The organism is Pseudomonas sp. PS02303, from assembly GCF_029959925.1.
Lineage (GTDB): Bacteria > Pseudomonadota > Gammaproteobacteria > Pseudomonadales > Pseudomonadaceae > Aquipseudomonas > Aquipseudomonas mandelii.
Genome location: NZ_JASCOM010000051.1, coordinates 24,243 through 33,993, shown reverse-complemented (window position 1 = coordinate 33,993; position 9,751 = coordinate 24,243). Strand labels below are relative to the sequence as shown.

14 protein-coding genes are annotated in these 9,751 nt (G+C 56.8%); 9 read left to right on the top strand and 5 right to left on the bottom strand.

Annotated features, from left to right (window positions below; all coding sequences use genetic code 11):
* Nucleotides 1-87: 87 nt before the first annotated feature.
* On the bottom strand, nucleotides 88-495 hold the full coding sequence (gene cadR / locus QMX98_RS14435) for a Cd(II)/Pb(II)-responsive transcriptional regulator (RefSeq protein ID WP_009403731.1): 408 nt from the start codon (nucleotides 493-495) through the stop codon (nucleotides 88-90).
* Between the two features lie 95 nt (nucleotides 496-590).
* Between cadR and QMX98_RS14430 the strand changes: the two genes are divergently transcribed.
* The 3 genes from QMX98_RS14430 to QMX98_RS14420 are packed head-to-tail and all read left to right on the top strand — an operon-like array spanning nucleotide 591 to nucleotide 3,314.
* On the top strand, nucleotides 591-1,487 hold the full coding sequence (locus tag QMX98_RS14430) for a cation transporter (RefSeq protein WP_004364974.1): 897 nt from the start codon (nucleotides 591-593) through the stop codon (nucleotides 1,485-1,487).
* A 3-nt stretch (nucleotides 1,488-1,490) separates the two neighbouring features.
* Nucleotides 1,491-2,003, top strand: coding sequence for a signal peptidase II (gene lspA, locus QMX98_RS14425; protein WP_003821921.1), 513 nt, complete (start codon nucleotides 1,491-1,493; stop codon nucleotides 2,001-2,003).
* Between the two features lie 21 nt (nucleotides 2,004-2,024).
* Nucleotides 2,025-3,314 (top strand): ISL3-like element ISPpu12 family transposase, encoded by a 1,290-nt coding sequence (locus QMX98_RS14420; protein ID WP_004574636.1) that lies wholly within the window; start codon nucleotides 2,025-2,027, stop codon nucleotides 3,312-3,314.
* Nucleotides 3,315-3,404: 90 nt separating this feature from the next.
* On the opposite strand, the gene QMX98_RS14415 is transcribed toward QMX98_RS14420, so the two are convergent.
* On the bottom strand, nucleotides 3,405-5,165 hold the full coding sequence (locus tag QMX98_RS14415; protein ID WP_128655761.1) for a PRTRC system ParB family protein: 1,761 nt from the start codon (nucleotides 5,163-5,165) through the stop codon (nucleotides 3,405-3,407).
* 170 nt (nucleotides 5,166-5,335) lie between these two features.
* On the opposite strand from QMX98_RS14415, the gene QMX98_RS14410 reads away from it, so the two are divergent.
* Both QMX98_RS14410 and QMX98_RS14405 read left to right on the top strand, forming a co-directional pair.
* Nucleotides 5,336-5,608, top strand: a complete 273-nt coding sequence (locus tag QMX98_RS14410) for a hypothetical protein (RefSeq protein ID WP_033039663.1) — start codon at nucleotides 5,336-5,338, stop codon at nucleotides 5,606-5,608.
* 9 nt (nucleotides 5,609-5,617) lie between these two features.
* Nucleotides 5,618-5,959, top strand: a complete 342-nt coding sequence (locus QMX98_RS14405; protein ID WP_128655763.1) for a hypothetical protein — start codon at nucleotides 5,618-5,620, stop codon at nucleotides 5,957-5,959.
* A gap of 78 nt (nucleotides 5,960-6,037) precedes the next feature.
* Here QMX98_RS14405 and QMX98_RS14400 read toward each other — a convergent pair whose 3' ends face one another.
* The 3 genes from QMX98_RS14400 to QMX98_RS14390 all read right to left on the bottom strand — a co-directional run bounded on the left by QMX98_RS14400 (nucleotide 6,038) and on the right by QMX98_RS14390 (nucleotide 7,262).
* Nucleotides 6,038-6,376, bottom strand: coding sequence for a hypothetical protein (locus QMX98_RS14400; protein WP_128655765.1), 339 nt, complete (start codon nucleotides 6,374-6,376; stop codon nucleotides 6,038-6,040).
* Nucleotides 6,377-6,473: 97 nt separating this feature from the next.
* Nucleotides 6,474-6,743, bottom strand: coding sequence for a nicotinamide mononucleotide transporter (locus tag QMX98_RS14395; protein WP_078459335.1), 270 nt, complete (start codon nucleotides 6,741-6,743; stop codon nucleotides 6,474-6,476).
* Nucleotides 6,744-7,028: 285 nt separating this feature from the next.
* Entirely contained in the window at nucleotides 7,029-7,262 is a 234-nt protein-coding gene (locus QMX98_RS14390; RefSeq protein WP_096079078.1) for a hypothetical protein, read from the bottom strand.
* A 214-nt stretch (nucleotides 7,263-7,476) separates the two neighbouring features.
* Between QMX98_RS14390 and QMX98_RS14385 the strand changes: the two genes are divergently transcribed.
* From QMX98_RS14385 to QMX98_RS14370, 4 genes are all read left to right on the top strand, one after another.
* Entirely contained in the window at nucleotides 7,477-7,932 is a 456-nt protein-coding gene (locus QMX98_RS14385; RefSeq protein WP_083377966.1) for an RDD family protein, read from the top strand.
* Nucleotides 7,933-8,047: 115 nt separating this feature from the next.
* Nucleotides 8,048-8,467, top strand: coding sequence for a hypothetical protein (locus QMX98_RS14380; RefSeq protein WP_084341312.1), 420 nt, complete (start codon nucleotides 8,048-8,050; stop codon nucleotides 8,465-8,467).
* A 7-nt stretch (nucleotides 8,468-8,474) separates the two neighbouring features.
* Nucleotides 8,475-8,699 carry a hypothetical protein gene (locus QMX98_RS14375; protein ID WP_084341313.1) on the top strand — a complete coding sequence of 75 codons (225 nt, stop codon included), beginning with the start codon at nucleotides 8,475-8,477 and terminating at the stop codon, nucleotides 8,697-8,699.
* 212 nt (nucleotides 8,700-8,911) lie between these two features.
* Nucleotides 8,912-9,745, top strand: coding sequence for a hypothetical protein (locus QMX98_RS14370; RefSeq protein WP_084341314.1), 834 nt, complete (start codon nucleotides 8,912-8,914; stop codon nucleotides 9,743-9,745).
* The last annotated feature ends 6 nt before the right edge of the window (nucleotides 9,746-9,751 follow it).

Genomic DNA, 9,751 nt, shown 5'->3' with positions numbered 1-9,751 from the left:
GGGTAAGCGGATTAAATGGTTGATCTTACCTTTGCATGAGAGTGAGACAGACCGGCATCTCATCGGATTATCTGGTTGATGCTTCACCTACTGCTGGTGCATGTTTCCTTCGCTAATTCCAGCAAGAACCCCACACGCCTCAACTTCCCGGTCATCGTTGCAACTCGCTCTCAGTGAAACGAGTTGTTTCTCAAGCGCTTGCAGAGCGGTTATCTGCGACCGCACATGAGAGATGTGATCATCGAGCAAGGCGTTGACGGCGGTACAAGGCTGATGAGGGTCGTCCTCATAGCTCTGTAGTTCGTGAATCTCAGCCAGTGACAGGCCCAGGATTCTGCAGCGACGGATGAAGGCCAGCCCCTCACCATGCTTCTCGGTATAGACACGGTAACCGTTGTCCTGCCGATCAGGCGGCGGCAACAAGCCCTGCTGTTCATAGAAGCGGATCGTCTGTGTTTCGACCCCTACCAACTGCGCCAACTGACCAATGCGCATCAGCCTCCTCCCCAACGGATTCTTTACTCTATTGACCTTATAGTAGCTTTATAGTTTTAAATGGTACCACAACATTGTTCAAGTGGAGTCGAATCATGAGCAAATCCTGTGGTGGCGCCTGTGGCGGTGATGCAACGTCCGCAGCGGATACCGATATACAGGCCTCCTCCGAGGCGCCAGGGAGATGGGTCAGTGTTTATGCCGTGCCGAAGATGGACTGTCCATCAGAAGAACGAATGATTCGCCTAGCCCTGAACGGCTTTGAGGAGATTCGGGCGCTGTCCTTCGACTTGTCGAACCGCCGGCTGAAGGTCGTGCATGACGGCGAGGTCGAGCCCGTCACCTCGAAACTGAAGACCTTGGGGCTAGGCGCCTCGCTTCAGGAAACCGTCGCTGCAAATCCGGAGACCATCAAGGCCGCCGAGTTTTCGGCAGCTTCTGCTAAGCAAGAATCCGGGACCCTGCGCTGGTTGCTCGGCATCAATGCACTTCTGTTCGTGGTGGAAATGACTGCCGGTCTGATCGCCCGGTCCACCGGCCTGATTGGAGAATCCCTGGACAATTTTGCCGATGCGGCGGTGTACGGGCTTGCCCTTTATGCGGTTGGACATAGCGTGAAAATGCAGGTACGTGCCGCGCATCTTGCTGGTGTACTGCAACTGATCTTGGCTGTGGGCGTGCTCGTAGAGGTGGTGAGACGCTTTGTATTCGGTAGTGAGCCTGAATCGCTGGTGATGATGGCTATCGCATTCGTCGCATTGATTGCCAATACCAGTTGTCTGCTGCTCATATCCAAACATCGGGAAGGCGGGGCGCACATGAAGGCAAGCTGGATATTCTCGGCCAACGACGTGGTGATCAACCTGGGGGTCATCACCGCCGGCGCCCTGGTCGCGTGGACCGGTTCCAATTATCCGGATCTGATTATCGGCACCATCGCGGGGGGCATTGTACTTAACGGTGCCAGACGCATTTTGGCGTTGAAGGGTTAAATAATGCTCATTATTGGCAAAAAGCTCTCGCCGTATGCCCTATTGTCCATATCGGGCCTGCTGGCAGCGTCTGATCAGGCTGTAAAGTGGCTGGTGCAGCAATCAATGGCCTATGGCGAGTATGTTTCGGTGACCCCGTTCTTTAACTGGGTGCACCTATGGAACACCGGTGCCGCATTCAGTCTTTTTGCGAATGGTGGAGGCTGGCAGCGCTACTTTTTTATCGGAATCGCGGTAGTGGTCTCGATTTTTCTGATCAAGCTGATCCTTGAAAATCGTCATAAAGGAGAAGCCATCGCTTACAGTCTTATCCTCGGTGGCGCCATGGGCAACCTGATTGACCGGGTCTTTCGCGGCTATGTTGTGGATTCCTTTGATTTCTATTGGCGAGACTGGCATTGGCCGGCCTTCAACCTGGCTGATATTGCAATTGTCCTCGGTGCCTTACTTTTCGTTTCCAGCAGCTTGTTGGGTAAAAAAGCAAACACCAATGCCGAGTCGGATGGATCTGACTGACACCTACGCCTATACAACACCATGACCGAACTTCCCGACAACATCCTTCACCTGCCGCAATACCAAGTACTGGGCTGCAAATCAACCGACGACGAAATGCACTTCCAGGTGGACGTGCCCGATCCCATCGCCTGCGAGGAATGCGGCGTGCAGGGTGAGTTCGTACGGTTCGGCAAGCGTGACGTTCCCTATCGTGATCTGCCCATCCACGGCAAGCGGGTCACTCTCTGGGTGGTCCGCCGCCGATACACCTGCCGGGCCTGCAAGACAACATTCAGGCCCCAGCTACCGGAGATGGTGGACGGATTCCGTATGACACTGCGGCTGCATGAGTACGTGGAGAAGGAATCCTTCAACCACCCCTACACCTTTGTGGCGGCACAGACCGGCCTGGACGAGAAGACGGTGCGCGACATCTTCAACGCCCGCGCCGAGTTCCTGGGGCGCTGGCACCGCTTCGAGACGCCCCGCATCCTGGGCATTGACGAGCTATACCTGAACAAGCGCTACCGCTGCATTCTGACCAACATTGAGGAGCGAACCCTGCTCGACCTGCTGGCCACCCGCCGCCAGGACGTGGTGACCAACTACCTGATGAAGCTGAAAGACCGGCAGAAGGTCGAGATCGTCAGCATGGACATGTGGAACCCCTACCGGGCAGCGGTCAAGGCTGTGCTGCCCCAGGCCCGTATCGTGGTCGATAAGTTCCATGTGGTGCGCATGGCCAACGATGCCCTAGAGAGAGTGCGCAAGGGCCTCAGAAAGGAGCTGAAACCGTCCCAGAGCCGGACTCTCAAGGGAGACCGGAAAATCCTGCTGAAACGCGCTCACGAAGTCTCAGACCGGGAGCGCCTCATCATGGAGACCTGGACAGGCGCGTTCCCGCAACTGCTGGCCGCCTACGAGCACAAGGAGCGCTTCTACGGCATCTGGGACGCCACCACACGGCTCCAGGCAGAAGCCGCCCTGGACGAGTGGATAGCCACCATCCCGAAGGGCCAAAAGGAAGTCTGGAGCGATCTGGTCAGGGCAGTGGGAAACTGGCGCGAAGAGACCATGACCTACTTCGAGACGGACATGCCCGTCACCAACGCTTACACGGAGTCCATCAACCGACTGGCCAAGGACAAGAACCGTGAAGGGCGCGGTTACTCCTTCGAGGTGATGCGGGCACGAATGCTCTACACCACGAAGCACAAGAAGAAGGCACCGACTGCGAAGGTCTCTCCTTTCTACAAGAAAACCATCGGTTACGGACTGCCGGACTTCGCAGAGGAACTCAACTACGGAGTCGATCTATCAACCATCTGAGGGTGGTATCAGATTGATGGGGTGAAGGTGCCCCATCAACCATTAAATCCGTATACCCAAAAAAAGTTGATTGCATGATGATGTTCCCTGTCAGGCTTGGGTCGGTTCGGATTGCTGGTGAACGGGGTTCTTCCCGCCCTGTGCCGATAGTTGTAACGCAGGCGGCAAATAACCCAACCAGCTGAACTCTTTGAAGGCTAGGATGGCGTCGATCAGAGCGCTGGCCTTGCCGGTGGCCAGCCCCTCAAAGGCCTTTTCGCCCTTCGCCTCGTTGTAGGCGGCGGCAAAGCCTGAACGCTTGCAATCTTCGATAATGCCCGCCTTGACCTGAGCCTTGAGGTAGCTCTCGTTCATCACGAATCCTTTGGCCGGATCGACGTTGGCGTACTCCATAAACTTGAGCGACTGAGCACCCGACACGGATTTCTCGAATGCGTCAGCGCTATCTGTGCGGAATAGCGAGGCGGCAGCCATGCTGCCCATGAACGTGAGGAGTTTTTCCTCCCCGAGTTGCGCAAGCCGAATTTCAGCATCGGCGCGAGCCGTGGTCATCAGGGCGCTTGTGACACCCATGGCCTTTTCCATCTGTGCCCGCAGCTCGCTCTTGAGTTCGCTGCGCATCTCGAAATACATGCTGACGATGGCCACTGCCAGCGCTAGCGAGCGGTCATTGAGCACGACTTGCTTGCTCATGCGGGCGTAAAGGTCGAAGGCTTCACGGCGTAGCGACTTCTTCACCTGGGTGGGCTTTGCGCTTGCGGCCTTCGGCTTGGCCGGGGCTGCTCCAACAGCGCCCCCGGCAACGGTGGCTGGTGCTGTGTTCGTTACGGTGGCCAGGGCGGTTTTGTAGGCGGCGGTTTTCTCCTTGTGGCAAGGCTTGTTGAAGCACATGCCGCCGATCACGTCGCCTTCGCGCCCCCTCGACACCATGACCACTGCGCCGAAGCTTGCACAGGTAGCGCACGCCGCTGCCTGTTGCTCTCCCACACCATCCTCGCCCCGTGCGACGAGCTTCACGTATGAGTCCTTCGCGAGATTCAGCTCGCTATGAACCACCGCGTGCTCCTCCTGCGCCTCGATCAACCGAACAGAAATTAGCTGCTCGGTTTTCCGGTTCCAGCAGACAGAGTTCTGGCAGCGAGACGCCCCAAGGCTTGCCTCGAACAAATCGGCATTCGCGCCCGAGTTGTGGATGCAGCTCCGGCATTCGGTGGTGTCAAAGCGTGCAGTCGAAACGTCCCGAGTCAACTCCAGCAGGCGCGCCCTGGTCTGCTCGACGGAATAATTCTTCTCGATGATCTTCGACAGAATGCCCGCCTGATCGGGGGCAGGGAGACGACACAGCAATTCAGCGTGGCCAATCTTGATTTGCTCCTCCAGCAGGGCATCGGCCACCGCATCACAGGCATGGGCGAGCAGCAGGCGGCTGTCGAGCTTGGTTCTAGACCAATCCAAGGCCTTCATCACCGCCAAGTGGTCGTTGGCCATGTCCTCCAGCAAAATTACGGCATGCTGGGCTTCTTCGATTGGCGTCAGGTCAGCCCGCACCTGGTTCTCCAGCGCAGCAATCAACCGCGCTTCCTGATCGCTCATAGCGCGGATCAGGGCGGGAACCTCGATCAAGCCCGCATCGTGGGCCGCAGTCCAGCGCCGGTTGCCAGCGACCACCTCATGGTCGTAGTTCGGGTCATCGCTTACAGGCCTGACCAGAATCGGCTGGATGATGCCTTTAGCGCTGATCGAACGTACCAGTTGCTCATAAGCGGACTTCTTCCGGCCTTTACGCGGGTCGATTTGCGGGTTGCGGCGGATACGGCCGAGGGGGAGGACTTGGGCTACTTGCTGATTCACTTGGCTAAACTCCGTGTTTGCTATGAGTTCAGCTTCCCCCACTTTCTGGAAAACCCAAGTAGTAGCGGCCCATTAAATCCGACGAAAACGTTGCGTGAAAACAGCAAAATGAGCGCACGCTCCGAGCGAAAATTGGCCCCACATTCAGAGACAGGTGGACGCTCAAGCCAATGAAATTTTTCTCTGCCGTTTTGCTGATACTGGCTGCACCGGCGTCAGCGCTGGCTCAATCTTCGCTCCCACCCTATGTGGCCGCAGCAATAGCCGAATTCCACGCGAAAATCTTCATGTTCGTTGGGTGCTCGCTCGCTGGCGCATTGTTCGGAGCATTGCTGGCGCGAAGGATCGACAAGAAACGCAGGGCAATGCGGGATTTGACCTTTTCTGTATCGACGTTGGCTGGCTCCGTGGTTGGGTTGCTTTCGTTTCTCGGAAAACTGTAGGAGACGTATGTGGGACTGGACGATAGGGAGTACATGCAGGAGCGAGCGAGGCAACGCGCCCGCGAAGGGAATCAGACAGACCGCTCAGAGAACGATCCGGTAAAGGATGCCTACTACAACCCAAAAGATTTCCGTCGCGAGCGGCTTCGCATCAAAGTTCCGAACTGGGGAGGGGAAAGAGAGGGGGGCGAATCCAGTAGCCCAGGCGTTGGAACTTTGTACTCGGTCTTCCTGGTAGGGATCGTGGTGGGATTCTTTATCACCTGCCTGCTGGGCCTACTTCGATTCGAGCTTTTCGACTGGGGTATCCAGATAATGAAGCCGATAGCCATAATGTTCTCGAAAATATAGCGCTGACGAATTGCATATTGCAGGTAGCAAAAAGCCCGGTCTAGAGCCGGGCTTTTTGTTTTCAATCGAAACAGAGGGTCACTGAACAACAAGCACCGCATCGACTGCCGCCAATGCTTGGCGCGCACTCGCCAACTCTGGCTGTATCAGCTTTAAGCCCCCCAAGTCGTTGCTCATCACCGACACGCAATCCTGAAGCGCTTTTTTTGCCTCAGTGAGAGCAGCCAACAGAGCAGAATCTTTGGCCTCCGCAGTAGCCGATGCCCCGTCTACCACGCTGAGGCGTTTGCTGAGAACGAAGTAGATGTGCGGGAAAACCAACTCCTGGACAACACCCGCATTCTTCGCTGCTTTTGCTGACGCTTCTTCGACGATAGAGATCAGCTCTGCCTTGTGGATCGGGTTGAATAGTTGCATGTGGTGGCTCCCAGTGACGAATGCCCCCCAGCATGCCGACCATTCCGCAAAACCCAAGCCGTCAAGCACGCACTCTGCCGAAGGTCGAGCAAGCGGCCTACCCCTTGACGCCTGCATGGCAAGTTGAACGCATGGCCGACACAGCGGGGTACCACCAGCGGATCAGCCCGGTAATGTTCGTAGCAACGAAACAACCATTCAGCAGCAACAATCCCCAGGCCTGCGCGAGAACGGCGTAGCAGCAGAGGCTCAAGCTCGACACGAGGAATAGCCACCATCCCCACGGAGAAACACGGGTATTGGTGGAGATCATCAGCGCGCCGAGGACGCCACAGAGGCTTCCGATCCACTCGAAATAGAGGGTCATAGGTCAGTCCTTCACATGTTCCAGGGAGATTTCTTCGGCTCGAATTTCATTGATGATCCGATGAGCATTGAGCCGACACTGGACGGGATACGCCAGAGGATCGTGGCCTCGGCGTTCAAAAGCGACGATGAGCTGGGCCTTCCAGGCGATACCAGATGACTTCGGGTCGGGAGCTAAGCCGCTGCCAGCAGCAATGCGGGCTTGCCGGTAGCACCGACACCAATCAGCCTTGGTCGCGCTGTACCGGCCAAGACTGGGTTTACGAGGGAAACACATAGGCACCCCTCAGATGAGCGCAAATTTGCGGAGGGAGTCACCGAGCGTCCCTGTCCATACAGCGCCCGACTTCGAGCTTTCCCCGTGATAGACGTTGAAGTGCTCGCCCTTCTTGATCGAATTCGGAACACAGGCACGCCGCACCACAGGATGCCCGTCGATATCGAAATCCTGAAAACCGTGATGGGAGTTCACCAAGCGAGCGGTGAAGGTCAGTGGCTCTTTGGAGTTTTTCTGGCTCATGCAAATGACTCGATTGAACTGGATAGCCTTCAGGGTGAATGCGTCCGCAGAAAACCCAACTCCAATAGCCGGGCCGAATTTGTCCAACAGGCTGTTGGACGACCTCCATTTCAGGCACAAAACCAGCGTGAAAACGCGCCCGGCCTAGTTCCCAGCCCGATAGCATCAGGCCAAGCCAAAGTGGCTTGCCAACCAATCACAGGGAATATTTTTCATGCAGAACGAACAACTTGAATACGCGGGTTTCTGGGCGAGAACAGGGGCGTGCATTGTTGACGGCATCCTTTTCACCCTGGTTTCCCTGCCGCTCCTGATGATGATCTATGGCACGGGCTATTTCAGCAGCGACAAGCTGATCCAAGGGCCAGCGGATTTAGCAATCAACTTTGTCCTGCCAGCGATCCTGACGGTAGTTCTGTGGCGTCGTCTCCAGGCTACGCCGGGGAAGATGGCGCTGAAATTGCGGGTGCTCGACGCTGAAAGCGGCAACACCGCAAGCGTTCGACAGTGCATCGGCCGGTACCTCGGCTATGTAGTGTCGACCCTACCGCTGGGACTTGGCTTCTTCTGGGCGGCATTCGATCGCCGTAAGCAGGGGTGGCACGACAAGCTCGCCGGAACAGTGGTGGTACGCGAGCTCAGAACACAGCCGGTGAAATTCCGGAGCTGATCACCCTGCTCAGTTGAGCCGGACGTGGCGTTCTGGCTCATCCACCAGCCGTCCGTGGTTGGGAGTTTTTCAACCCATGGGATGCTGGCCACATCAACTGATCAAGGGAAGCGTAATGAGCAAGCAAACCAGCGAAGCCCAACCGGAGCTTGAAGTCGTAGCCACCATCGAAGTGATGAGCTACGACGAAGAGACGACCTACATCGAAACCCGCAGCGATCGGATCAACTTCGACAATGCAATCAACGATGATGCCCTGGTGTTCAAATCCGACGCCGAGCGCGTAATTTCTGGCCTGAGCTACAAAGCCGAGCTGTACGACGAGGTATGGGGCAAAGCCAAGGCGTTGGGATTCATGAATGTGACTATGGCGTTGGAGGAGGTGGAGAAGCTGCGCGCTAACCCTGCGATTGCCGGGCTGCTCGAGGCCCTAGGGAAAATCGCAACTGGCTCCACAGGCATCATGGATCGCGACTCCGAGCTTGCCCAGATAGCAGCGGATGCGCTCACCAACTATCGCACCAGTCTGTCCTGAAAGGGCGATGAGTAACGATCCCGGCCGCCATTCATCGGGCCATCTGAACCGCGAAATAAAAGACCTTGAGCAGCGTGCCTTGAACAGTTCGGCCAAAGCCAGCTCGCTGATTCGTAAGCTGCTAAGCGGCTCGCCGCATGCGTCCCTGGATAGCGTGGAGATCCAAGTCGCCGAGCTCCAGGCTGTCCGAAATGAATTGGCTGACCGCACTGGTCGGAGCGCATTGGAATAGGTAAAAAATCCCGCAACATCCCAGCCCCGTTCTTCGGGGCTGAGCCCGTAGGAAAGGCGCAATTCTTGCTCCTCCAATAGAGGATACAGTCAGACCGTCAGACACTGACAATGGATGGCCTTCTGATGCACGGCATTGGTTTGGAACATGCCTAGTGACATTTTCTATGTGAAAAAATACCTGACGGGCCGAATTTGAAGGAAGTTGGTGCAATGTGGGGACTCAAGATGCAACGGGTGCGTACAACAGTAAGCAGCATCCTGACTCGGAAAAAGGACAGTGCTGATCGGCCGTTTATTGGCCCATACGTTCAGCAGGCAATGGTCGGTGGAGCGAAACTCGCTCCCATGATGCCGCTCTACGGTCTGATGGTTTGGGCCATGGGCGATTACGAGGGCCTGCGGCAGTTCTTATCCTCGGCGAGCAGTGCTGAGATGAGCCAGACGGTATTGATGTTCATCGTCGCGGGTTTCGCGCTGGGCGGCGCTGTACAGGTGCTGGTTGACGCGAGCACTCCAAGCCTGAGCTCCCAAGGAGCTTGGGAACCAGACTTCGAGCGTACCGAAACTGAGAAGTGGTACTGGGCTCAGCGACCAAACGGTGAAGAGTGGGCGGTGCGGGAAGCCACAACTGAACGCTGCTCACCGCACATCGACGTGCGCTGGGCCATGGGCGATCTGATCAAGGAACTTCAGCGCCCCGAGAACCGGACTGGCTCTGACTTCCTCGATCACAAGGTGATGAAGCTGCTCGGCATGCAGGCCCAGGCGCAGGGCCTGAAGCCAACACAGAGGTTGGATGACGCCAAGCGTTTGCTTGAGTTGCGCTATGGCGGAGTGCCTTCCCGGCTTGAATGGGATGCCAAGGCAGAAGAATTGCCACCGAGCTTCAAGGCGTACATCACCGTGCGCGTGCAGTCGAAGGCCCCGGCGATGGAGCCGGAGCCCTGGCAGCGCTGCCTGATCGCGGACGGCCCGTCCGAGGCTCTAGCCGTCACCATCGCCGCGATTACTCGCGAGACCTGGACATTCAAATCCCAAGTGTGAGGTCGT

Coding starts and splice junctions, on each gene's coding strand:
- QMX98_RS14390 (WP_096079078.1), bottom strand. CDS start 7,262: ATGAGCCAGAAAAACTCCAAAGAGCCACTGACCTTCACCGCTCGCTTG.
- QMX98_RS14380 (WP_084341312.1), top strand. CDS start 8,048: ATGAGCAAGCAAACCAGCGAAGCCCAACCGGAGCTTGAAGTCGTAGCC.
- QMX98_RS14410 (WP_033039663.1), top strand. CDS start 5,336: ATGAAATTTTTCTCTGCCGTTTTGCTGATACTGGCTGCACCGGCGTCA.
- QMX98_RS14430 (WP_004364974.1), top strand. CDS start 591: ATGAGCAAATCCTGTGGTGGCGCCTGTGGCGGTGATGCAACGTCCGCA.
- QMX98_RS14385 (WP_083377966.1), top strand. CDS start 7,477: ATGCAGAACGAACAACTTGAATACGCGGGTTTCTGGGCGAGAACAGGG.
- lspA (WP_003821921.1), top strand. CDS start 1,491: ATGCTCATTATTGGCAAAAAGCTCTCGCCGTATGCCCTATTGTCCATA.
- QMX98_RS14400 (WP_128655765.1), bottom strand. CDS start 6,376: ATGCAACTATTCAACCCGATCCACAAGGCAGAGCTGATCTCTATCGTC.
- QMX98_RS14375 (WP_084341313.1), top strand. CDS start 8,475: ATGAGTAACGATCCCGGCCGCCATTCATCGGGCCATCTGAACCGCGAA.
- QMX98_RS14395 (WP_078459335.1), bottom strand. CDS start 6,743: ATGACCCTCTATTTCGAGTGGATCGGAAGCCTCTGTGGCGTCCTCGGC.
- QMX98_RS14370 (WP_084341314.1), top strand. CDS start 8,912: ATGTGGGGACTCAAGATGCAACGGGTGCGTACAACAGTAAGCAGCATC.
- QMX98_RS14420 (WP_004574636.1), top strand. CDS start 2,025: ATGACCGAACTTCCCGACAACATCCTTCACCTGCCGCAATACCAAGTA.
- cadR (WP_009403731.1), bottom strand. CDS start 495: ATGCGCATTGGTCAGTTGGCGCAGTTGGTAGGGGTCGAAACACAGACG.